At 40.6% G+C, this 25,185-nt stretch carries 18 protein-coding genes and 1 pseudogene; 5 read left to right on the forward strand and 14 right to left on the reverse strand.

Annotated features, from left to right (window positions below):
* Nucleotides 1-7: 7 nt before the first annotated feature.
* The 6 genes from MGMO_RS11765 to MGMO_RS11790 form a co-directional block, all read right to left on the reverse strand.
* Nucleotides 8-1,783 carry a restriction system-associated AAA family ATPase gene (locus MGMO_RS11765; protein ID WP_023495275.1) on the reverse strand — a complete coding sequence of 592 codons (1,776 nt, stop codon included), beginning with the start codon at nt 1,781-1,783 and terminating at the stop codon, nt 8-10.
* Nucleotides 1,780-3,306, reverse strand: a complete 1,527-nt coding sequence (locus tag MGMO_RS11770) for a restriction endonuclease subunit S (RefSeq protein ID WP_023495276.1) — start codon at nt 3,304-3,306, stop codon at nt 1,780-1,782. The genes MGMO_RS11765 and MGMO_RS11770 overlap by 4 nt, the downstream gene beginning before the upstream one ends.
* Entirely contained in the window at nt 3,306-4,991 is a 1,686-nt protein-coding gene (locus MGMO_RS11775) for a type I restriction-modification system subunit M (protein WP_023495277.1), read from the reverse strand. Before MGMO_RS11775 ends, MGMO_RS11770 begins: the two co-directional genes overlap by 1 nt.
* 29 nt (nt 4,992-5,020) lie before the next feature.
* Complete coding sequence (locus tag MGMO_RS11780) at nt 5,021-7,837, reverse strand: type I restriction endonuclease subunit R (protein ID WP_023495278.1); 2,817 nt, start codon at nt 7,835-7,837, stop codon at nt 5,021-5,023.
* A gap of 304 nt (nt 7,838-8,141) precedes the next feature.
* The gene (locus MGMO_RS11785; protein ID WP_023495280.1) at nt 8,142-8,354 is read right to left on the reverse strand and encodes an addiction module protein; all 213 of its coding nucleotides are present in this window, start codon (nt 8,352-8,354) and stop codon (nt 8,142-8,144) included.
* A 98-nt stretch (nt 8,355-8,452) separates the two neighbouring features.
* Nucleotides 8,453-9,127, reverse strand: a complete 675-nt coding sequence (locus MGMO_RS11790) for an SOS response-associated peptidase (protein ID WP_023495281.1) — start codon at nt 9,125-9,127, stop codon at nt 8,453-8,455.
* Between the two features lie 115 nt (nt 9,128-9,242).
* Between MGMO_RS11790 and MGMO_RS11795 the strand changes: the two genes are divergently transcribed.
* Both MGMO_RS11795 and MGMO_RS11800 read left to right on the forward strand, forming a co-directional pair.
* The gene (locus tag MGMO_RS11795; protein WP_023495282.1) at nt 9,243-9,674 is read left to right on the forward strand and encodes a LexA family protein; all 432 of its coding nucleotides are present in this window, start codon (nt 9,243-9,245) and stop codon (nt 9,672-9,674) included.
* A complete protein-coding gene (locus tag MGMO_RS11800; protein ID WP_023495283.1) occupies nt 9,671-10,942 on the forward strand; it encodes a Y-family DNA polymerase in 1,272 nt (423 codons plus the stop codon). Before MGMO_RS11795 ends, MGMO_RS11800 begins: the two co-directional genes overlap by 4 nt.
* A 441-nt stretch (nt 10,943-11,383) precedes the next feature.
* On the opposite strand, the gene MGMO_RS11805 is transcribed toward MGMO_RS11800, so the two are convergent.
* From MGMO_RS11805 to MGMO_RS11815, 3 genes are read right to left on the reverse strand one after another with little or no spacing between them, the layout of a single operon-like run.
* Nucleotides 11,384-11,974, reverse strand: coding sequence for a hypothetical protein (locus tag MGMO_RS11805; RefSeq protein WP_023495284.1), 591 nt, complete (start codon nt 11,972-11,974; stop codon nt 11,384-11,386).
* A 4-nt stretch (nt 11,975-11,978) separates the two neighbouring features.
* Complete coding sequence (locus MGMO_RS11810) at nt 11,979-12,386, reverse strand: response regulator (RefSeq protein WP_023495285.1); 408 nt, start codon at nt 12,384-12,386, stop codon at nt 11,979-11,981.
* 16 nt (nt 12,387-12,402) lie between these two features.
* Nucleotides 12,403-14,301, reverse strand: a complete 1,899-nt coding sequence (locus tag MGMO_RS11815) for a GAF domain-containing sensor histidine kinase (RefSeq protein ID WP_023495286.1) — start codon at nt 14,299-14,301, stop codon at nt 12,403-12,405.
* Nucleotides 14,302-14,910: 609 nt separating this feature from the next.
* Here MGMO_RS11815 and MGMO_RS11820 point away from each other — a divergent pair.
* From MGMO_RS11820 to MGMO_RS11830, 3 genes are all read left to right on the forward strand, one after another.
* Entirely contained in the window at nt 14,911-16,995 is a 2,085-nt protein-coding gene (locus tag MGMO_RS11820; RefSeq protein WP_023495287.1) for a TonB-dependent receptor plug domain-containing protein, read from the forward strand.
* On the forward strand, nt 16,983-18,341 hold the full coding sequence (locus MGMO_RS11825) for a cytochrome P450 (RefSeq protein WP_023495288.1): 1,359 nt from the start codon (nt 16,983-16,985) through the stop codon (nt 18,339-18,341). The genes MGMO_RS11820 and MGMO_RS11825 overlap by 13 nt, the downstream gene beginning before the upstream one ends.
* 63 nt (nt 18,342-18,404) lie before the next feature.
* Complete coding sequence (locus MGMO_RS11830; RefSeq protein ID WP_023495289.1) at nt 18,405-19,436, forward strand: response regulator; 1,032 nt, start codon at nt 18,405-18,407, stop codon at nt 19,434-19,436.
* Nucleotides 19,437-19,743: 307 nt separating this feature from the next.
* On the opposite strand, the gene MGMO_RS20610 is transcribed toward MGMO_RS11830, so the two are convergent.
* The 5 genes and pseudogenes from MGMO_RS20610 to MGMO_RS11850 form a co-directional block, all read right to left on the reverse strand.
* Nucleotides 19,744-20,748, reverse strand: coding sequence for an alpha/beta hydrolase (locus MGMO_RS20610; protein ID WP_235557275.1), 1,005 nt, complete (start codon nt 20,746-20,748; stop codon nt 19,744-19,746).
* Nucleotides 20,734-21,126: pseudogene (locus MGMO_RS20615) on the reverse strand (methane monooxygenase/ammonia monooxygenase subunit B); the annotation flags it as partial. The pseudogene MGMO_RS20615 and the gene MGMO_RS20610, both read right to left, overlap by 15 nt.
* 764 nt (nt 21,127-21,890) lie before the next feature.
* Complete coding sequence (locus MGMO_RS11840) at nt 21,891-23,393, reverse strand: HAMP domain-containing sensor histidine kinase (protein WP_023495291.1); 1,503 nt, start codon at nt 23,391-23,393, stop codon at nt 21,891-21,893.
* The gene (locus MGMO_RS11845) at nt 23,390-24,226 is read right to left on the reverse strand and encodes a type 1 periplasmic-binding domain-containing protein (protein WP_152976353.1); all 837 of its coding nucleotides are present in this window, start codon (nt 24,224-24,226) and stop codon (nt 23,390-23,392) included. Before MGMO_RS11845 ends, MGMO_RS11840 begins: the two co-directional genes overlap by 4 nt.
* Before the next feature lie 16 nt (nt 24,227-24,242).
* Nucleotides 24,243-25,181, reverse strand: coding sequence for a hypothetical protein (locus tag MGMO_RS11850; RefSeq protein WP_152976354.1), 939 nt, complete (start codon nt 25,179-25,181; stop codon nt 24,243-24,245).
* Nucleotides 25,182-25,185 lie beyond the last annotated feature (4 nt).

Raw genomic sequence — 25,185 nt, forward strand, 5'->3', positions numbered from 1 at the left:
TTTCTCCCTACTTGCTATCCATGGTGTCAAGAATGGTTTTAATCAATAAGATTTTTTCCACCGAATCGCCCAGTTGGTGATTGATCTCATCAATCAAAGATTTTTTTTCACCATCCGTATCGGAATCCCTACCTTGTTCAAATCGTTCCTTTAGCATTTTCATTTGTTGCTCAGCATAGCCGCCAATGGTTTCTTTTTTATCGAAAGTTTTCAGCGTAATTTTATTAATTGAAGCGCCGAGCGTATTGTAGTCTGGTCGTTTTACATCAACGATGCCATCTTCCTTTGTAAACACCAACACTTGTTCCGGTTTGCTATCAGAAATTAAAAATGGAGTATGTGTAGTTATCAGCATTTCTCTGCTGAAAGACTCATCAGCCTCTTTGAAGCAATCGCGCAAGCGAGAAATGAGCTTGGAGCGCCAATCCGGATTAAAGTGGGTTTCCGGTTCATCCAACAGGAACAGACTGTTAGTGTTTTTAAATAGTAGACAAAGCCCCAAGCTATGTAAAAATTGATGCTCTCCGTCGGAAAGGTCTTTAAGCATAACGCCACTCGGTACATCAGATTTGTTAAATTTTACGTATTTAAAACGCATTATTCGTTCGTCAGAGGGCAATACGGGGATGGTTTCATTTACATATAAGCTATTAGAACCATACAAGTCTCTTTTCAAATTGTCGCTTATCGAATACAAATTAAGCGTCAGCAAAGTGCGGAAAGTTTGAAACAACTCAAGCCCCGAGACGAGGTTATCAGCAGTCGCAAAGTTATTTTTAAAAGCTGCTCTTATAGCGTCATTGACCAAAAAATCCAGATACAAACAATCATTTTCGGTATCTTCAAAATAACTGGTCGCACAACGGCGCAATCGATTGATGACCGGATCAAACGAAAACATTGTATCGATTGCAGAATCGAATTTTTTTAGTATAGGTAAAAAATAGCGTTTGGTTTCTGGCTCAGTATCATCAACAATCAAAAAGTCTTCTGGATAGTGATTTGCTTGCTCTGCGGAAATTTCAATTCTTTTTTTAAGAATAATGCGAAATTCCTGCAAAGTACCTATGCCCATGTCCTGCTGGAAAGGTTTAAGCGCTGAATCTTTTTCAAACAATAAATTACAAAGAAGTATGGCCTGACTAAAAGCATTATCCAGGTATATTTGCCTGGATTCCGGTCTACCTTCATAGTAGACGTCTTTTTTTAGGCTATCCAGATATTCATCCAACTGGATAAAGCGCATTTTAAAAAAAGGCAGGCTAAGGATTTCATTCTCGCCGGAGGAATATGCCAAAACATAATTTGGCAATAATTCCCAGGCATCTATACGCGAAAGAGGTTTTTCGTCGCCAAACCCTGGATGATTTAGCCAAAACATTTGTGCGCCGCTATCAGGTGTTTTGACAATCTTAATATGAGCAATAAGACCTGCTGCGCCTTCCTGTAGCCTATCTGGGGTAGCAATCAAATATTCCAGTTCAAAGGCGTTTGGTTGAGCACATTCTTCCTTAAAGCCGGAGGGATTTGTCTCTTCGTCATAAGCAAATAAATCAGGTCGGTAAGACAAGTGCTGGCATTCAATGTGATAGAAGATTGCCGCCAACGCCTCTAACACATTGGATTTGCCGCTACCGTTAGGCCCTGCCAAAATGTAAGGGGCAAATTCCCAGGCAGCTATATCGCTATCTTCTTGATTATCCCACTCCCGAAGAAAATGCAAATCAAAGCCTGACTGCAGGCTACGAAACGGCTCGTTAATTTTAAGCCGCACCAACTTCATTTATTAACTCTTAGTTCGATTTGATTAGTTACTACATTAAAACTCTGACTGACTTTGTCTTTATTTATTAACTCAAATAACCAGTTTTTAACTTGCTCATATTCATTAATGTTGTATGGTTGGTACGTATATTGTTCATCATGATCATAAAAACGTTGAAAATCATCCGACACAACTTTCCAAAACTCATCTAAATTCAAAACCCCTTTACTTTTACTTATGAAATCATCAAACAGTTCCTGAAAAGTTTTAATTTTAGTAACTTTCATACCTTTCTTTAAATTGTCTGCTTTTCCCTTATCATTTATGGTTACTGTCTCTTTATTTAAATTATTTTCAGTGGATTTCTCAGTTATTAACTGCACACGACTTAAATCCAGCTCGCCTTTAAAGGCTTTTTGGCTGAGTGCGCCGTAAAGGTTTTCCAGTTCGGTGAGGTTATGCTGGTAGTGGCCTTTTAAGGATTCGGTTTTATCGACGATGGCGGAAAATTGGTTTTGTAGTTCAATGGGAGGTAAGAATATCGGAAAGCTTTTTAACTGGGTAGAGTTGATTGTAGCAATTCCTGTTGTTTGTTTTGCAGCTTTTAGAAAATAGGACTTGCCGTAAATTGATCCAACCAACGCACTAAGAAAATAAGGGTTTAACAATTTATTATTTGTAATACGTACTCGATAGATGTGATTTTGATGAATGCAGTTTTTTATTTCGCCTTCCCAAACCGCACCTCTTCCTAGCTTGTCGGGATCTCCTCCTTCTGTAAGTAAAATATCTCCCTTTTGAAGCTGGTAGCGGTTAAATTCATCTACAGAGACAAAAATTGTTTTAATCTCTGTCAAATTCAAATGCCCATCTTGGACATTAGCGACTCTCATATATGGGGCTTCTATCATTTCCTGGACGTTATATTTTTTCCCTTTTGTTGCCCCAGACACAATCTCAGTAAGATCAGACAATTTGTAAGGCATCCATGTTTTGTATTCGGCATTTAAAATTCCGAACATTTCAAAAAACGTGCTTTTTAGAAATTCATCTAGCAGGCGCAGGTTATCTTTGCGGGTGGCAATCAGTACCTCGACGCGGCTAAGCAGCGTGGCGATGCGGATTTGGTCGTCGAGTTTAAGTAGTGGAAGCTTGATGGACTCTAGCGCAGACCGACTAATATGCGGGATGGTTGCGCCTGTGCTCGTTTGACGAAGGTAAGCGAACTGAGTTTTTAAAAATATGCCGACGAAGGCCGTATTAAATTTACCTTTTTCTTTAAATCGTAATCGTGCAATAGTGCTGCCAATATAGCCAGATTTGCCATAACCGATTGTCCCAGCATTTGCACCATCCCAAGCAATCATGATGTCATCAGGAGTAACCTCAGTGCCTTTAGAATCGTTGGTAAACACCATGTTGATGTCATGCCTAAGGTCAACAATGCTTAATACGCGTTTCGATTCATTTGAAATTGTGTCAGCAACCGAATGTTTATTGCCTTTCGTTATTGAAATAAGTTTTCCTAGCTTCTCTCCCATTAGTTGATCATCCCTTTCAACGTCAATAACTCCTTGACTATTCCGCCATGAATTTTACCCAGCTCCTGCACATCAAAATCTTCACCCACCTCACTCACCAATAAGCGATGCAAAATCACCTCTGGCTTATCGTAATGGATTTCCTCAAACACATCTTCCTTATAGCGGCTTAAGCTCAGATCGTAGTTTTCATCGACAATTTCCTGTCGCGGCACTGTAAAGTGGCGTTGTGTGCGGTCAGTGGCTTGCTCAGTTTGGCGGCTGTGGTAGTTCGCAACAATATCTTGCAAATCGCCGTGGCCGTCTAGCTTGTTGCGTTTATCATCCAATGAATAGCCATCGCTTTGCATGTCATAAAACCACACCTGTTGTGTGGTAGGTTGATCGACCTTGTCTAACTGGTCATAGACTTTTGTGAAGATCAAAATGGCGGTGCTCACCCCCGCATAAGGTCTAAACACGCCACTGGGCAATGTGATTACCGCTTTTAAATCACAGCTATCCACCAGAATTTTCCGCGCTGCCACAAAGGCATTACCGGAACCAAACAAAACACCTTGCGGCACGATCACGGCCGCCGTGCCGCCTTTTTTCAGCAAACGATAGATATTTTCGATAAATAACAGCTCGGTTTTGGTTGTGCCTAGTTTCAGGCTTTCGTTGATGTCGCCCTTGTCGATACTGCCGGTAAAAGGAGGGTTCGCCATAACGATGTCGTACTGGCTGGCCTCGTCAAAACTTTTGCTGAGGGTATCTTTGTAGTCAATGTGTGGCTCGTCGATGCCGTGCATCATCAGGTTCATCAAGCCCAATCTCACCATCGTACTGTCGATGTCATAACCCCATAAACTTTCGTTAAGGATGTTTTTGGCGTTTTCGGTCAAGCTGGCGCTGACTGACGTGCGTTTAAAGCCGTCTTCGTCGGTTTGCAGGTGTGCCGCACTGCTGTCGTTATTCTTGGCGGCTTTGATCGCCAATTGGGTAACGATGTATTGATAGGCACCCAGCAAAAAACCGCCGGAACCACAGGCTGGATCGGCAATGCGATGGCCTAATTGCGGTTGTACCAGTTCGGCCATCAACTTAATGATATGGCGAGGTGTGCGAAACTGGCCGTTTTTACCGGCGCTGGCGATTTCCGACAGAAGGTATTCATAAACATCGCCCTGGATATCCTGAAACGCTTGACCTTTGTCCTGCGAATCTTTTTCCATCTCGGCATACATTTCGTCGATGGTTTTAACTGCTTCCACCAAGAGCATTGGCTTGGGGATGATGAACACGGCGTTTTTCATGTGGTGGGTGAAGCAGGATGCTTGGCCGTTTATATCTTTTAAGAATGGGAAGACTTTGGTTTGTACGTGCGACAACATGTGGTCAGCCGACATGTGTTTGAATTCGCTCCAGCGTAATGCGTGTTTATCCACGGCAAAGGGTTTTTGTTCTTCCGGTATTTTGTCTCTATGCTCAGACGGAATCCATTCTCCAGAAAAACGCGAAGTGAAGCTATCACCGGTAAATTCGGCATCGGCCTGCTGTTTTAAATCCAGGTCGTCCAATCGTTTCATAAACAGCAAATAGGTAATTTGCTCGATAGCCGTCAGCGGATTGGAAATACCTCCGCTCCAGAATTTGTTCCAAAGCTGGTCGATTTTGCTTTTTAAGGTGGGGTTATTTTGTAGCATTTATTTTTCTCATTATTATGTGCTTTTAGCTAAGCTGCTAAGCGTTCGGTTAGTTCTAAAATTTCGTTGATTTCAGCAGGGCTGAAAACACCGCGAATACCTTGCGGATGTATCACGGTAAATGGAGATTGTATCAAATCGCGTTTTTCAATCTTTTCCCGTTCAATAATGAAGTTTTTTAATAGTCGCAAAAACTCCAATTGGCGGCTGTTTAGGTTGCTGTGTTGGGCAATAAACTGATCGAAGGCTTTACTTACTGTATCTGGAAAACTGGCCAGAATTTCAATGCCAAGAATGTGCCTGACGAACTGGATAATCCTTGCTTTGCGATTTTTGTAAACTTTCCGAAGCAAATCTTCAGTAATATGGGGATGTTCTTCATTCAATAAATTTCCCAAGTCATCGGCTTCTTCGTCAGTGATGTCGTTGCCATTTTTGATTTTTTGCAATATGGGATTGCTATTGGTCAGCTCCAGCACCAATTCTTCAACCATTTCACGATAACGGGTAATGCTGACTGCTTCGTGTTGTGGGCCGAATTCTACTTTTTCCTTATTGTGCAAGACATCGGTTAGGTCTAGTTTGATTGTTCCTTCACCTAGATTTTGCTGTTCCCGAAATTTCATTAATGGCGCAAGTTTTTCAGCCAGTTCGTCAAGTGCTGCATCCGTACAATTTGCCCAATAGTTATTTTTTTGGGCGGTTGTAATCAAGCTCTCTTCTCTTGCCACCATCGGGACAGCAAGTGGCAGTTCACTGATTTGTTCGATCAACCCTTCTTTTAGGGTATCGAATTTTTCTATTTCTTCTTTTATGCCTGTTTCTTTATTTAACAAAGCCAAAGAAATTTCCAAGACATCTTTACTAAAACGCATGGCCTTAAAATCGGCCTGAGAAACGGTACGAAATAAAGGTTTGATCTCATTACGCAAGAATTCGAATTTTTGTGTCGTGATTGTATTCCAATAATTGTCATCTGCAATGCTGTTAAGTGCCGTTGCAGCCTCTATGATAACAACAGAGTTTTTGGGTAATTCGTTTATCTGCTGTCGTAATTTGTCGATTTCCTTCGCTGCAATTTCGTCATGGTTAAGTTCAATTGCTTTTTCTATTTTATCTAAGCGAATAGCGACAAATCGAACTGGCAAAGGTAATTGTGCTTTAAGTTCTTTGCCCTTTGGGGTAACTTTGAAGTATTCGAAATTATCCCAACAATCGAGGATCAGAAACATATCTTTCTCGGTACACCACGGTTTTATTTTTTTTGATTCAAGTAAGCGTGTACCTCGACCGATCATTTGCCAGAATTTTGTATAGGAATAAACTGGCTTGGCAAAAACCAAGTTAACAATCTCACGAACATCAATTCCGGTATCCAACATGTCCACACTGATGGCGATGCGAGGCATATCATTGTGAGTAAATTGGTCTAACAATCCGCCTTTCCCATACACTCTTGGATCATCCGAAACCAATACTTTAGCCAGTTCACCATGATATTGCGGAAACAGTTTGTCAAAGATTTCTTCGATACGACGAGCATGTGCTTTGGATGCACAGAAGAAAATGGTTTTCCCAGGGAGAACACCGTTAGCATCTTTAATGGATTCTTCCATGAATTCTTTAACTATTAGGGTATTTGTGCCTTTGTTAATAACCTGCTTTTCTAACTGGCTGCCTTCAAAATTAATTTCTTCAATATCTTTGCCTTCCAGTATGAGCTTTTTCTGATCATCCAGGCTTATAGTGCGTTTACTAATTCCCTCTTTCTGGAATTTAGTTTGTATTTTGATGACTTGAAAATTACATAAGAAAGGCGGTGCGTTGTTTACCGCTTCTTCGAATGTATAGGCAAATGTAGGCAAACCATCTTCACAATGAAACAACTTGAAGGTATTGTGATCGATAACATCGGTAGGTGTTGCCGTTAACCCTACGTTAATCGTTTTGAAATAATCGATAACTTCTCCATACGTGTTGTATATGGAACGATGGCTTTCATCAATGACTATCAAGTCAAAGAAATGTGGCGACAACGGTTTGGTTTCATCACGAATGACGTTAAGCATGGTTGGATAGGTAGAGATATAGATTCGCCTATCTTTGGCAATTAATTTTTCTCCGATCTTTGGCCAGCGCGGTTCGTTGGGAAGGTGTTCTTTAAAGGCGGCCAATCCTTGTTCGCGTAATGCAATACGATCAACCAGAAACAAAACCCGCTCAACATGGCTAGCCCGCATCAAAGTGTCAACCAAGGCTATACAAGTACGGGTTTTTCCTGTACCTGTAGCCATTACTAATAGAAAATCCCGCTGTTTGCGTTCAATCGCTTCCAGAACGGCGCGAATAGCTCTAATTTGATAATCTCTTCCCGCAATATCCGTATTAATAAGTTCTTGTGTAAGGTGTTTTTTATTACGCCGGATGTATCGAAAACGTTCTAAATCATCAAGTGTTGGAAATCCAACAATTTTACGAGGTGGGTAATTATTCAAATCCCAAAAGTAGATTTCAAGGCCATTAGTGTAAAAGCAAAAAGGAAGCTCGCCTCCTTTATCATTGTGTAAGTTGTAGCAATATTGTTTGGCTTGTTCTCGCCCTAACGCCGCATCTTTACTGGTTTTTTTTGCTTCAACTACCGCTATTGGCTTTGCATCGCGACCTAAGAGTACATAATCACTGAATTGGTGGCCTTGGAATGGGGTTTGAGGTTCTCGAATGTCATCAGGCAATGGAACCGAAATGTCAAATTCAATTATCACTTGAGTTGGATCATCAACTTTCCATCCGGCTGACTCAAGAGCTTTATCGATAATGTTTTTACGGGTGTGTTGTTCTGTATTCACAATTAAGAAGCACAATAAATATTCATTTTGGACTGATTCGGCTAAGAAATAGGAGATTTTCTAATCATGTACTTTAATGGTTTCATTATTGTTACAGACTTTTGCAGATTTAACATTCATAACCCGCATACACATATCAGTTTTATAGATCTTAGAATAATAGTTACTGTTTGTGGATTTGACGAATCATTTGATGCAGTAGTAGATAAGCAAAGAATCGATATCCGAGAATAACGAATCCAAAAAATAACTGCCTAACCCCGGCGATTGCCCTTAGTAAAAATGGTAGCCGTTGATTAAATATTCATTGCTTCCGTTGACGGATAGCTTTTTTGGCATTTTGCCAATCCATTGGCTGGTCGTGTCCAGCTAACCGGCTTTCTTCCCTTTTAAGCAAAACTTCGCCATGCCAGTCGGGCGATTTAACATTTTGGTGTTGGCAGATGACGTCCCAGATTTGTTCCATAGTTGCGATCTTTTCTTCCAGGCTCATGTTGCTTATAGCGACTGCGTTCATATTCCACCTCTTGATGTTAATTTATTACTGTTATTTTGGCACGAATTCAGGCTGATATATAAATTTCGTGTACCAAGGCTATGAAAAGTTGATGTTGCTTAGCTGGAAACAGGTTTAATACACTCTTCTGTATTATGCCTCGGACTATTCACCACCGTACTGACCGGCCAAGCGGTCATTTGTTCAGACGGGTATTGGGTTAACAAGGTTTGCAAGCCATTCGTATCGGTATTATCAGTCGCAAGCCATGATTCCCAATGTTGATTTGGCAAAATCACCGGCATCCGGTCGTGAATGTTTTGCATTAACTCATTTCCTGAGGTGACAATGATAGAACACGATTCAATTTCACTGCCATCGCTGCCCCGCCATTGCTCCCAAAGTCCTGCCAAGGCCATAGGTTGTTTATCTTTAAGTGTGATAAACCAAGGTTGTTTGACTTTGTTATTAGCTTGTTCCTGCCATTCAAAATAGCCATCGCAAATTACAAGAGCGCGTCTGTGCTTGAACGCTGACCGGAAGGTTGGTTTTTCTGCAACCGTTTCTGCCCGTGCATTGATGGTGCTGTAGCCGGTATTGATTTCCTTTGCCCAGGAGGGGATCAAGCCCCAACGGGCGAAAGCAAAATGTCGTTTGCTGTTTTCCTGCCTGACGATGGAGATGGTTTGTGAAGGTGCGACGTTATAACTGGCTTTAATATCCGGCACATTGTCGGTCTGGAAGCGTTTCGCCAGGGCTAAAGGGTCAGTGTATAAGGCAAAGCGTCCGCACATAAAAAAATAATTCTCGTTAAATCATGGCCTTTGAATGAGGGCGATAAAAAACAGAACAAATAAAGAACAATGTCGGTTATAGTAATTTTCCCATCGTAAAATGCGTTGACCGATTATGCCACATTTTATTACGCCACTCTTCAACACTCACTTAAAACTACCCTTGTTTGGTAGCCAAGTTCCCGCTGGTTTTCCATCCCCTGCAGACGATCATCTGGAATCGGAGCTGGACTTGAATGAATATCTCATCGACCATCCGTCAGAAACCTTCTTTGTCCGGGCAAAGGGCGACTCCATGTTAGAGGCCGGAATATTCGATAAGGACTTGTTGATTGTAGACCGTTCCCTAACAGCCAAGCATAACGACATTGTGATTGCAGCGGTGGGTGGTGAACTGACCGTCAAACGCTTATGTGTGCAACACGGTAAGCCTTGGTTGCTCCCTGCAAACCCGGATTATAGGCCCATTCAAATTAAGGAAGGTTCTGAATTGTATGTTTGGGGCGTGGTCATCCATGCCATCCACCGGATGAACGCTAACGGATGATCGCACTGGTCGATTGCAATAACTTTTACGTCAGTTGCGAACGAGCGTTTAATCCGAAACTGGAAGGCAAGCCAGTCGGGATTTTGAGTAACAATGACGGTTGTATTATTGCCCGTAGCGAGGAAATAAAAAAACTCGGGGTGGCCATGGGAACACCTTATTTCAAGATTCCTGACCTGATCAAACAGCATAATATCCAAATACTGTCCTCTAACTACGCCTTATACGCCGATATGTCCCGACGAGTCATGCAGGTGCTATCACGATTTACCCCGACGATGGAAATCTACTCGATAGATGAATCATTCCTGGATTTATCCGGCTTTGCCCAAGATTTGACCGCTTACGGCAGCACGATAGCCAAAACCATCAAGCAAGGCACGGGTATTCCGGTATCCATCGGCATCGCACCGACGAAGACCTTGGCGAAATTGGCCAACAAACTCGCCAAGAAAGGCATCGCGGGTCATCGGCAAGTATTGGACTGGAACACGCTGACAGATACTAACGCCGTACTTCAACACTTTCCAGTCAAGGATGTTTGGGGCATTTCATCAGGCTGGGGAAGTCGGTTAGCCAAACTGGGTATCGCTAATACTTATGATTTAAAACAGACTGACCCCAAGTGGATACGCCAGCATTTTGGCGTGGTGCTGGAACGCATCGTCAGGGAACTCAACGGAACGCCATGTATTCCGATGGAAATGATTGCGCCAGCACGCAAGCAAACCCTGACCTCTCGCAGCTTTGGGGAACGCTTGACTCAGCTTTTGGATCTACGGGCGGCGGTATCGGTATTTGCTTCCCGTTCTGCCGAAAAGTTAAGGACGCAAAACCTCTGCGCCCTGTCGATTTGTGTGTTTATCCATACCAGTCCCTTTGACTCATCAAAACCGGCGTACTCCAATGCGGTGACTATCCGTTTCGACCAACCCAGCCAAGATACCGGCTGGTTAATCCATTGCGCGTTGTCTGGCTTAGCAAGAATATTTAAACCGGGTTATCACTATCAGCGCGCCGGTGTCCTGTTACCTGATCTAGTACCATCAGGCACACAGCAATTGTCGTTATTTTCCGATGAGCCTGAAATGGATGCCAAACACGGCCAATTAATGTCGATGATAGACAACATCAACCGGATACACGGCAGGCATACCATTCGCTATGCCAGTGAAAACTTAAGCGCAAAGTGGCGGATGCGGCAAAATATGAAAAGTCCGGCTTATACGACGAGTTGGGCGGCGTTGCCTGCTGTGAATGTTATATAAAAGGGCACTTTGTAGTGGCTAAAGTTTAAATGATGTAGTCAAAGCAGGCAGACACAGCGAATTAATGGAATAGATGTCATATCCCGGATACCAAAAGCCCATAGCACCTCCCGATCATTTCTAAATTGGCCACTACCGGGGATTTTAATATTTTTGTTTGCCGAATTTGTGCAGAATCAGGTTGGTGGACATCCAACAAATATTGCTTTGGAGAAACGTTTCGGAAAAAAAATCGTAGATCGCATTAATCTGCTTGCAAAGTGGCTTAAAAACATCCAAATCGACTATGAGTGAGTGAAGAGATAATATACCTCAAGATGAGGAAATGTGACACATCCCTTCTTACAATAACACTTATTCGCATCTTATGGTCTTAATTTATATACAACTAATAGTATAACAATTCTTCATATTTGATAAAAAAATAAATGAGCAATATTGTTATACATCACCGTTACTTAATATAGATTCCTTTACTTGCTTAAGAATTACTCGTGTTTCTTCATTTAAATAGTTTGAAGAAAGTAATTCTTCCAAAATTACGATATCATCCTTAATTCCATATTGATACATTTCTAATATCCTAGAGTTTAATAGCTTTGAATCAATGATTTTCGCATTTTTTAATGCTTGAAGTGATCGACGTCTGTATAAGCTTTTTCTAAATTTTGATATATCATCAAGATTGGCAAAGTTAAAATCCGAAAACAATCCTATATGAATGCTAAATATTTCATCAATTTCAGTACATATGTCACATTTTATTGCATTTAAAATAACTTCATCATCTTTGATTCTTTTTTCATATGTTATAATACTAGACAAAGAATCTTGAGCTGATTTAGATGCGTTATCTGCATCATTTTTTATGTTTTTGATAGCTTTAACATGGCTATACGCATCGATAGCTAATACTGCAAAATAACAACCAAACGCAAAGCCAATTACTGTAACTATTGTGCCAAGCACTCCCAATAATGAAGTTATATCTGAAATCCCTATGTTAAGAAAGGCAGTACATATATTATCCATTTTACTACCCTTCAATAATGCGTTTAATTTGTGTTAATAATTCATCTACAAAAGTTTTGCTTTTTATAAGGTACGGTATATTTCTTTCAGTGGCCCAAGTATTTGCCTCTTGTCTTTCGACAACTGTTAAAATAAGTATTGGTATATTAGTTGTAAGATTATCTTGTTTTATTTTATTGATTACACATTGACCAGTAATTAACCCACTTTTTGATTCTTCTGGAGTTATTTTATTACCAGTTGGAATCATTATATCCATGATAATCAACTGAACATTTCTATAATTTTTGTTTAAGTCATTGAAAAATTCATCTGGAGTTTGACTTCGTTTAACTAAATAATTATTGTCACGAATTTCATCTAAATATCCCATAAGGGAACTATCGTTATCATCATCTAGCCAAAGTATCATTTATTGTCTCCAGTTATTAAAATAAGTTCCATTTTTCATCTTTTGTGTATATATCTTGAGTTAATTCTTCTGGTATAAAAATTTTAAATTCAGTTGGAGAATTAACGTGAGAAACCCATATCTTACAATTGAAATCAGTTAGTATTTTTAATACAACATTTAAACCAATGCCCAATCCTTTTACATCATATTTTTCTATCTCTTTACCCCGATAGCCTAATAAAAATATTTTTCTTTTATCAGACTCTTTAATACCGATTCCATAATCAGATATAGTTATAATATAGCCCCTTGAAATTGAAAGATTATTATCAGTATTATTATTTATTTCATAATCACCTAAAATATAGCCTTTTATAATAACGGTAAAACTTTCGTTTATTTGTTTATTTCTATATTTAATCGAATTAGATATTAAATTAAAAAATACTTGTTCAAAAGCGTATTTATCAGCATAAATATCTGGAAAATGACCAATAATTTGAATGTTATCAAATAAAATTTGCTCAGTTCTTGCCAGTGGTATAGCTAATTTTTTTGCGGGCAATAAAACATCTTTTAATAAATCACAATTTGCTATTTTATATCTTTCTGAACGTGGTTGACCTGAATTAAATTTCCAACTGTAAACCACAGTATTAGATAATGCTAGTTGAAGACCTGCGTGATCTTTCATAGATTCAAGATAATCTTTTAATCTTGGTTTTGGAAATCTTGGTGGGAAATTATTTTGATCAATATTTGGTAATAAATTTTTAATTATACTATCTGCATCACGTTGTATAGAAGATGCTGGCATTTGTATCTCATGCGCCATTCTAGCAGCAAAAGCAGTTCGAAATATTTCACTTTGATCATACTCCATATATAAAGCTATTAAAATAGTGGCATGTTTAATTAAATCCAAGTCATCTTGATTAAAATAATCTATTGCTTTTGCTAATGGATTTAGTCGATTTATCAGTCTAATAATCCCAAGAACTTCCGAAGGCCTAGATGGGCTTAGAATTGGTATACCCATAAAAGATTTAGATTTATGTTCTGTTTTTTCATAATATTTATGCTCGTAAGATGTTTTAAAATTGGATTCATCTATATGAGAAATATCTTCTATAATTATTGGCTCTAATCCTTGAGCAATCATTCCTGTTAAACCTTCACCAAGATAATAATGAATATCTGATTTTTTTAGATTAGTTTCTAAGCCAGTTGTCTGTGCCAAATTAAGACGATTATTAAACTGATCCCAAATAAATACTGAGCATCCTTCACAAGGCACATAATCTCGAATTATTTTATTTATAATAGAGTGTAAAATGCTTGAAAGGTCTTTTTTATATTTTTTTTCATATATTGCAATAATTTCCCTTGCTATAGATTCACGAGCAAGAAGTTTCTTTCGTGATAGCATTAATGAAAAATAATCTTTTATAAATTCTATATTATCTTCTTCTATTTCAATATTTTTTTGGGGGTAAATATTTACTATTCCACAATACTTTTCATAATTGTCAATTTTGCTAAATAAATCATATGATCGTATTGGAATTGAATATAAAGTGCTTAAATTTAGAGATTTTGCTCTACTTAAATTTCTATGTAGATCACAATATGGGCTTTTTTTAACATCTTCTATTCTTTTAAAATTAATATTATTTTTAATTACTTCATCAAGCACATATCCATTTAAACTTCCTTTTATTTTATGAACGTATTCAATATTATTATCAGCTGATGGAGAATATCCTTCACGAGCATATGTTGAAAATGTATTCGATTTATGATTTATCCTCCAAAATGTACACATAATAGACGGAAAAACTTCATCTACAGCTTTTAATAGATTAGTAATAATACTCGAGTGATCTCCATGGCTGGCTTTAAAAAGCTTAGATAATAAATTGTCTTTTTGCATAAATTAATTTACCATTTAGTTGTTTTTTTAAAATGCTAAAATCTTAAACGAACGAATATTGATCGTATGCTTTTTCACAAGTCATATGACAAACAAATGGAAACCTTTACAATTTCTTTTTATGAAACCTTTCAAAATATCACTCATTGTTTTAGGAAAGTGCTCTTTTTTTGAAAATGAGGATCTTCGAAGTTCCCAGCGATATAATTTATACAGCAGCCAGGTTTAAGCTTCTGCCATTTTGCAATGTAACTTTGGCTCTACATAGCAAAGTTCACTGTTACTAACTAACAATGAGCTTTGATGCTATTTACTTTAAACTTCAAGCCTAATCTTAGTTATTTTGTATCACATTGAACAAACTAACTTACTAGCATGAAAATTATCCTGTTCCGATTGTTATGTAAATTAAATCTACTTGCTTTTGAATTTTAAACCAAAAGAAACGATGCACGTATTAATTTTTTACAAAATCAAATCTACTTAACATCATCTTAAGTTTAATAGTGTATATCTCGTCAATAAATCGAGAAAAGCCGCACTTCCGCAACTAAGTAAATCATTCCTGCGTGTGATATCACATGGGGATTCTTAGGAGGGCATGATTTATTGGCTAACCTCCCGACGCTGTGCAAACCACCAAGATTACGGGCATTCATCTTGGTATTCATACAAGCCGCCCATGCTGAGAATTCTGAATTCGATGGCTTAGAGGACACCTACGGCAACGAAAAGATGCTGTCCATCGCCACCGGTCACCCTATCCCACAAAAACTAAGCCCCAGCGTAACTTCCGTTTTAACCAGTCAAGATATTGAAAAAATCGGCGCACGGCGGTTACAGGATGTTTTGGAATACTTGCCGGGTGTACATGTGAGTTCCGCCAGAAGTGGAAATTCCGTCATCGGTTTTCGCGGCATTTATTCGGAAACCAATTCCCAAGTGCTGGTACTTGTGAATGGCATACCCCTTAGAAATACGGCAATTGGCGGCAAACCTCTCGCCTGGACACTGCCGGTAAAGAACATAAGCCACATTGAAATCATTAGAGGGTCAGGTTCCATGCTCTACGGCGGTGATGCCACTACAGGGGTTATCAATGTCGTCCTGAAAACTGGCAAAGAATTAAAAGGCGGCAATGTCGGCGGCTTCTTTGGAAGTCAAGACACCTATGAAGGCTGGGCGCAATACGGCCAGAAAAATGAAGATTGGGAGTATTCATTTTCTGCACAAGGCGGATCAACGAATGGCAGTCGCGGACGTATAGGGCGTGATGCCCAGTCATTCTTGGATAATTTGTTTGGAACCCAGGTTTCCAATGCGCCCGGATTTACCAATTTTGGCCGGCATGATGTTGATGTGCGAATAGACGTAGGTTATAAGGATTGGCTAAGATTAAGGGCTGGCTATCAACGTTTTAACCATGTACAAACCGGAGAAGGAGGAGCACTCGCGTTAGATAACACCGGTGCGAACAATGAGGATATTTATAATATTGACCTTTCGATCAACCAGCATTTAACCGATGATTTGGGCTTCGAATCTAAATTCTACTTTCTCGGGCAAGATACCAGCTGGGATTACAATCTGCTTCCGGCTGGTACATTGGGCGGCTTACTCCCCCAAGGAGCAACAAGCCTGGCAAATAATTTCCAGGGAACAGCAGGTCTAACCTCCCGAGTAAATTATACTGGTTTTAAAGCACATAACCTGACATTTGGTACAGGCGTAATTTACAACTGGGTCAGTGATGTCAGCAATAAAATCAACTATCTCATTACCCCAAGCCTGATACAGCAAATACCGTTTACTGAAGTTTCAGCCTTTGGTAACGACCCTATCCAGCGATCAAAAAACCGCACCAATTTTTACGCTTTATTTCAGGATGAATGGAATTTTGCCACTGACTTTTATCTGACCACTGGCTTGAGATACGATTATTACTCCGATGCCTCTGCCGGATTCAGTCCACGGGCTTCCTTGGTTTGGAATGTTAACAATAACCTGACCACCAAACTACTTTACAGCCGATCATTTCGGCCACCTTCATTTTTGGAAAAAAACCTGCCTGCCGTTCCGGGTAATGCGATCAAATCGGAAACCATGAATACCTTAGAATTCCAGATAGAAAACAAGTGGTCACCCGCCATAACTACATCGGGTAATGTCTATTGGTTTGAACTAGAAAACTTGATTACCTCGGTCAGTGATTCGTCATTAACTTCGGCGGTGTCTATTTCCCCAAATCCGGTGGCTTTCACCAATGCCGACACCATTAATGGAATTGGCTTGGAAACTGAAGGGCGTTATGTCTTTGATGATGATTTTGACTTTTCACTCAATTACAGCTATCACGGCGTAAGTAATAGCAACCAAACCGGCCTATTGCCAGAACACATGATAAAAGCACTGGTCAACTGGGAATTCAGTAAGGGTTGGGTGATAGGCACACAACTTAATTGGATCGGTGAAAGGCGGCGACCAGCCAATGATCCCCGATCTAATCTATCTGGCTATTTTATTGCGGGCTTAACGCTATCTACCAAGATAGCCAAACCCGTAGAATTTACCCTGAGAGCTAATAATATCTTTGGATCGATTGCCAAAGAGCCGAGCCTAAACCCCAATTTATTGCCAGGGGATGTCCCGATTAATGACCGCTCTATTTTAGGACAAATAAAGTGGTCGTTTTAAAAGCCGATCTTCGCCAACTTAAGCCGCATTCCATTTTGTTTCCGGCGTTGCTATCACTCAAGCGGCCCCATCAAGCAATAACGACAATTCATCAAAGCTATGGGGATTTGGTGTTAGGACGTTTTTTCAACAAAAAACTGTTATTCATTTCCCATCCTGAACACATTGAGGAAGTTTATGCGCAAGAAGCGAGAGGTTTATTGAGCAGGGATTTCCTTTACGACGCCAAAAAGTCATTATTTGGCGACGGCCTTATCAATAGCAAAACTGAAATTTGGACAAACCAACGCCGACTCTTGCAACCCTTATTTTTTAAAGAGGCTGTCTCAGAATGGGAATCAATAATTTCGTCAATTGCCTCCGCCAGAGCAAATCAATTTAAAGGGACTGCTCCACAGGAAATCAACCTTTCAAACGAATTAAGAACCTTAATTCAACGAATTTTTATTCAAATTTTAATGGGGTCATTGATTGATGACCTGCCTGAAAAAGAGCCGTTAATGGCCGCAGTAGGGGAAATCAGCAAAGGCCTGTTGCTTCAGATGATCAGTCAAATTATCAGTGATGGCAAATTGATGAAACTCATGCCTAACAAAAACAGACAATACCAAACTGCCGTGGCGCAACTTTACGCATTTGTTAACAAAGAAATCGCCAGCAGAAAAGAACGCCAAGGTCATGACCTGATTTCGCTAATGCTCAAGGCAACCGACAAAAAGTCGGGTTATGTAATGACACCGGAATTATTGCAGGATGAAACGGTAAATTTGCTATTTGCTGGACAAGATACCACCATCAACACACTTTCATGGTTCTTTTACTTAATCGGTAAAGACGCCGAAATTCACAAGAAAATTACCGAAGAAATACTCAAACATAAAGCTGCACCGATAACAGCAGCCAGCTTAGAGAAGCTGGTTTATACCAAAGCCGCCCTCCTTGAAACCTTAAGGCTTTACCCATCAAGCCCAGCTCTTGCGACCCAAGCGGTAGCCGATGTAGTCATCGGTGGTTATCCGATTGCCGCAGGTACCACAATCCTATTAAGTACCTATGTTACCCATCGACATCCCGTGTTATGGGAGCGGCCTAATGAATTCTATCCTGAGCATTTTTTGAACAACACTGGACAGGTAGGTAGGCATAAATATTCTTTTTATCCGTTCGGCGGAGGCTTACACAACTGTATTGGCCGTCATTTTGTTGAACTGGAAATGATGATAGTTATTGTCACGTTATTAAGGGAATTCACCTTCAAAACTAAAGGCATTGTCAAAGAAGCTGCCAGCATTACGCTCAAGCCTGATCGGGATATTATTGCAACTCTTAAACCACTACCAGACTAACGCAAGTCCATTAAAACGATGGCAAAATTTTCAACTAATGACACCAATCATGGAGTAAAGACAATGAAATTACTCGTCGCATCAAGTTTTTCAAGAACCACGAAAGCCATTCAAAAAAGTTTAGCTAAATCGGGCTTCAACAGCGATGACATAACTGTTGTCAGTAACATTGATGATCTACTCAACGAACTGAAAACCGATATCTATCATTATATTGTTACCCAATACTGTGTTGAAAGCGCGGACATCTGGCAATTGTCGAAACTGATCAACTCGGCGCAATTTTCCGCACACAGCTTGCCGATATATTTGCTGGAAGAAAGCTGCGAGACTGATATTCCGCCGATATTGGCTAGGGAACATGGCTTTAAAGTCGTTGCATTAGATAAACTTGGCGAAACTTTAACAGCCGCCTATGCCCACAATCAGGCTGCCGGATACCGTCGTGGCCGTGATAATTTCCCTAACAATAGGTTGTTGATTATTGATGATGACGAGGATGCCGCCTTTTTCGCCTTTCACTCACTTAAGGACGAGTATGAAGTTGATATGGCGTATGACGGACTACGCGGTTACAAGTTATGGGAAAATAAACGCCATGACCTGGTTTTATTGGACTTGATGTTACCTGTCATGATGGGTGACATCGTGCTTGAAAAAATCATGGAGATTGACCAAAACCAACCCATTATCATCATTACCGGACATGACAAACCCGATAACCACAAAGAATTTTTACTAAATGGCGCAAGCGAATATCTTTGCAAGCCTTATACGATGGCTGACCTAAAAGTACAATGCCGAACTATTCTACACCGGGCAAAACTGATTTATCAAACACATTACTTAAGGACTAAATTAGACTCATTAGGGAATCTATTTTGGCTGCTGGATCAAGCTATATTGATTAATGATGACGAAAAAACTAAACAGATCATGTCAGCAATTAAAGGGATGCTGCCTAACAATCTATCTGACGACTATAAACTCAAACTGAAAGCTTCGGATATATACAGCCCCCCAAAACAGGCATTGATTCCTAATAAAATCGAAGATAGAAAAGCGGCTTTTCGTGATAAAGTGATGCTGATATGAATCCTTAAGCAGACGGTCAAATTTATTTTTAAATCAAGATAAATTTAAAGAAATTCAATTGAAAAATTAGACAGACCGTATAGTTTTGTCTAATGTTTTATTGACTATTTTAGAATCTTCGATATCTCTTAAACCATGTGGACTCATCTTCCTCATGTTCGGTATATATTTTTTATCCGCCACGCAATACATCCAAAGGCCGACGACTCTGCAATGCTAGTTCCCAGCTTATATCGTTCGTTGGAAAGCTGGTTCCGCGATTCCCCGCCTTGCGGCCAGAAAGTATGAAAAACAGAGCGCAGAATTTTCATTCAACCGCCCAATAAGGTGCCCCTTCTTTTGTTGTATGCCTGATCAGCTGTGGGCGTTTATCTGGTGGATCATTGTGTAAAAGCAAATTGTGCATGTCCCCCAGAATTCCAGCTGCTTCCGAGAAATAGCTGTGCCCAAGAAGGCCGACATCAATGTTTGTTGCTTCGATAGTATCAATTCCTTTAACTATTGTAATGGGCGGCATGTAACCAGCTCTAGGCTGATTCTTGCGTAGCCAACTGGATGCATCAACCGCTTTATCTTTTGCAGATACATACAAAGTTGTTCTTTCTGAAACCTTAGGATATATATTGGCAAGTTGCCTGAATAAAGCAACGTCAACATCTGGTGCCGCCAAAAATATTTGGCCAAATTTAATACCAGAGTCTGTGGCCTTAGCGGTAGCACCAGACATCGCTCGTAAAAGTCCATAGTTACCCATGCTATGAGCGACGATATGCACACGGTCGGCATTTGTATTTTTTGCCATTTTTACGAGAAAACGCGAAAGAGAATCTTCACTTATTTGGATATTATCGTAATCTGCACCGTAGCCCAATAGAGTTCCTTGTGATGGCCAGCTATAGAAAGCTGTGATACCAGGAACTTTTAAGTCAAAGCCTATTTGAGCAGCTCGTATAGCGGCTTCTTCGAAATTAACGTTATACCCATGTATGTAAACAAGTATACTCTTGTCATTGAAATGCTGATTCGCAAGAATTTTTCGAACATCATCTAAAAAACCGTTCTCTGTCAATGGTAATAACTCTTTAACAGAAAGCCGGTCGTCAGATTCTTTAAACCATCTCTTATACCAAGGAGATCCAGTCGATCCATAAGTATGGCTTTTGGGAATAATGACGAAACATTTACCATAATGGGTCAGAGAATTTGGCTCGGGCTCAGATGTATATCCCTTCTTCTCGTTTTGGCGATCTACTGGGACGCGATTGGTGCCATACCAAACAGGATAAAGGTGGCTACCAAGTGGCACATTCACTAAGACGCTCTGAATATTACCAGATGAGTCAACAAAGTTTAACTGACCAGGTAGTGATAGTCTGCTGTCCGGTTCGTAAATCAAGTCGGAAAGACGTTTCACCTCCCACGCCGAGTCGGAAGCAGTCACTTCTACATTGCGTGTTTCACCCGGTGCGATCGGTGAGTTGTCGCTGACCGTCAGCCCTTCCTCAGCCAACAAGTCATCTGGATAGCCGATAATATCCTCGTTTACGCTGGAGTTCTGGAAACGAACTGAAGCTGCATTGAACTCATCCAACCGCACCGGGTTTTTGCCGTTATTGGTGATGGAAAGATTTATCCTCATCGCCTTACCTGGCACCTGATAGCTTGCATCTTTCACCTTCACCATGACCGTTGACTTTTTGTCGCGAGTAAAGTTTATCGAGCCTTTAAACAATCGTGAAATAGACTTAGGCTTTTTATCATCTGAACAGCATTGGCCACCACCAGATAAATCTTTGTTTTTATAACATAATTCATTTAAATTGATGGATTTACCTTTTTTAAAATAACCAGATTGATACCATGTATGAATCTCTTTTTCAGATAAATCAGTAAGAAGGTTAGACTGACAACCTGCGGTTTCCTTTACACATTTGCATTCAAATGTTTTATAAGTATCGGCATCTGGAGTAAAGTCCGCTATAGCCTTTCCCGCAATTACTAGGAACACCACACTAAGCACGATTTCTAACTTAAGAATACTTTTCCATTTTGATTTACTATTCATTATTGTTCCTCATGTTATTAGTTTTTTTGGAACAAAAGAACAGAAAAAATGGTTAAGGCGAATGTAAAAAGACAAAGTAGTGGTTATAAGTACACTTGCCATTAACAATAAGGTTTTCTGTATCCTTTTAGAGGGTTATTTAGCAGCAATATTGGCAAAATCTCAACTTTTTTTTGCGTTTTCTAATTTCTTAATACTCGGTTCTCTTGGTGTTGTTACAGGTAACCCAAACATTTTTATTTTTCTGCGACCGAAACGTTAGATATAAAGATATGATCGTCTCTTGTTGACCAATAGTCCCAGTCCACTTTTTTTAAATGCAAATATTCATTCTGAGGAATACAACTAAATTTAAGCGGCCATCATCTAATTCGATTCATTCCTAAATTTTATCTGAACATACTTTCTGGTATTTTGACCGAAAAAACACTGCCTTTCCTTTCACTAGAAACAACTGAAATATCGCCACCTAAAAGTTCAACAAACTGCTTGGTAACCGTAAGCCCAAGACCTGTCCCGCCATATTTCCTGCCCATACTCATATCGACCTGCCAAAACGACTCAAATATTTTGTCATGAAACTTTGCAGGTATCCCACAGCCGGTATCAGTCACCTGTATCTTTAGCCCAGATTCATCCAGCCACCAATCCAAAGTGATTTCGCCGTCCACGGTAAACTTGCAAGCATTGTTTAACAGGTTATTGATGATGTGGCTTAACAATTCCGCATCGGAGACAATCGAGCATTCCTTGCCTAAAATCTTAAGCTTATTGTTTTTACGTTTCAAGTAGGGAGTTATTTTATCCGCACACGCTTGCATTAACGGAAGCATATCTAACGGCATGAGTTTTACCGCAACGCTTTTTGCTTCCAATTTACCCTGGAGCAGGATGTTGTTGATCAGGTCATTTAAATCGGTAGCCCTCATCAGTGCCCTTTGATGAAATTCCCGCATCAGTTCATTTTCGGCGGTGTCCGGTAACGCATCGAGGGATGCTGCCAAACAATTTTGAATGATATGTAACGGCGTTTTCATTTCATGGGAAACGGTTGCCACGATTTGGGTTTTATATTGGTTGGCGGCCTCGCTGTTTTCCAGGGCGATTTTAAGTTCGCTGGTGCGGTCGGCAATTTTCTGTTCCAGAATCCTTTCATTTTCTTCGATACGGGATAGCATATCATTAAAGGTAATGCCCATTGCTGTGAGTTCGCTCGAACCGGAGAATGCAACACGACCGCCTGGATTGCCATGAGCAAAACTGTCCAGTATCTTGATAATGTCAACCAAGGGTTGAGTGAATGTTCCAGAAAATCGCCGCACACCATGGAATATGAGCGCTAAAAACACGAAGACAACTAAGCCGGACACCGCCAGGATTTGATGCAACAAGGTCCTCAATTTGGTTTTGGATACCACCAATTCGACGTAGCCTAAGAACAGGGGCGGTAATGAATTTGCAGATTTTTGTTCATAACCTCCGGTGGGGATATCTTGGTAAATAGGCGCATAAAAACACCAATGGTTGCTTGCTTCAGCCACAAATGGCTGAGTGAATGTTTGCTTGCTGGTTGTGCAATCAACATTTTTGCCAGAGTTGGCCAATAAGGCGTGTTGGTTGGTGTAAATAGCCGCTTTTAGCACATTCTTGTCGGCGGCAAAGCTGTTGGCAATGGCCTCTGACTTTGTTTTTGCGCCCAAGGTGACACTGTATTCCACCGAATGGGCAAAGATACCGGTATGTTCCTGCCAATAATAGTTGGTGTAATCATTGGCATAGTTTTCAAAAGCAAGAGTCAAACATAACACTAACAGGCAACCGGCAATGGCCAGGGTTATAAAAACGATCACGTTATAGCGTTGCCGTAAGTCAAGCTGGTTGAATGCATTCATTTTAGCTTTACCGAAAATTGATTCAGCAGGGATGCTTCAATCCTTATATTTAGGTGCTGGGCAATCCGCTGGTTTAATCCCGCATTGACCGATTGAAGGTTTTCGAAACCCGGCTTGCTATTGTTGGCTAGTCTGCCCAGTTGTTCACCTAACTTTTCTACGTCAGGATAAAACACCATCAATACGCCACTTTCCAGGTGAGACAGATTAGTGGAGAGTAGGATGATTTTTCGATCCCAGGCAATCTTGGTGATTTCGAATAGGATGTTGCCCGGTAAATTTGATGGAACAAGTACGGCATCGCTGCTTGTGGCATCCTGCTCCACTAACTGGCCGAGTAGACGGATCGTGCTGACCATATCGCCGCCTTCCTTCATGATTATCGGTGGGGTATTGATTGGCGTATCAGCATCATAAAGTGTTATTGCCGGATAACTGCTTTCCTGGACGGCGTAGACCTTTTTTATGAAGGGGGCGAGTTGAGTTAAACGTTTAGCGAGTTCTTGGCTATCCAAAGCTAAGCTGACACCGGGAGATTCATGAGGAGTGGAATGCACCAAACCGACCACGATTTGATTTCGGTAGGTGGTTTTTAGGGCGGCATCGGCAACCCGTTTGCCAAGTGCTATGATTTTGTCAGGGTGATGTTTATTGAGGTCGCCTTGCAGGTTGTTGATGTTATCCGCCACTTCAAGAAGTTCGGCGTGGCTGATTTTTTTTTCAATACCTTTTATAACCGATGCGTAAATACTGTGGAGTGGTTCTTCGACCGCCGGGTAGGCGATCAGAATAATCGGTGTTTTGGCATGAGCGTTGCCAAAGATTACAAGCAAAAAGATTAAGCTGAGTTTATAAATCCTTTTGGTCATCGATATGCTTAGCCCGTTTCATTTCCCGGATATAAGGCATATGGTCTACTCCTGTCACCAATTTCCTGCGCCAAAACAGCGGCGACTCATAGCCTTCTTCCCAAATGGTAATCGATTGGATGGTTTTCCGGCATAATTCAATGGATAACAATGACGGCATTGCCCGGTCATCGATTCGGTGGCGTTCGATGGTCCTGATCAACCCGGCAACGGGATCTTCCGCCCCGGGTTTGCGTTCGCCTTGTCGGTTATTCACCCGGGTAAAATACTCCTTCAAGTCCCGATGTGTTCCTAGCATGATTAACGCCCCAGCCAATACACCAGTGACAAAAATATCGGGTTTGGGGTTTAAACTATCAATGAACAACAATTCATTGCTGAACAGCTTGATGGCCTTTTTCAGGTCGATGTCTTCCCGCTCATGGCTCAGTCGTTTGTCCTGCAAGGCTCGTGGCCTGCCTCGTAAGGCGATGTTGAGTGCTTCATAGATAAACCCACTCTTGATGCGTTCAGAGGTAAACGCCAAGCCCAATTCCTGATAAATCCCTTGGATGATTTCATTGATCGGTAAGGTCTGTAGACGATTAACTTGGGCTTCAGCAGTTAAGGCTGCAAAGTCAGCCGAGGTAATTTCGAATACCTGGGCTTTCAAGGTTTCGGGTACTTGCAACCTGCCGGACTGCCAAAGGGCTTTTCGGGTTTTACCGTCATATTTGTAGAGTTCATCGCCCACCTTCATTAATGAAATCACTTTTGAATAGGCAGCCAGACAAGTCTTTTGTTGCAGGAACAGCCAATGGTTGTCATCCTGGTCTGCTATCTGATCAAAAAATGCGGGTTCTTTGACTTCAACCCACTCGGAATAAGGCATCTCAACTAAAGAATAATCGGTATCAGGAGAATAATAAAGTGTTTTCATATTA

It is taken from the genome of Methyloglobulus morosus KoM1 (genome assembly GCF_000496735.2).
GTDB lineage: Bacteria > Pseudomonadota > Gammaproteobacteria > Methylococcales > Methylomonadaceae > Methyloglobulus > Methyloglobulus morosus.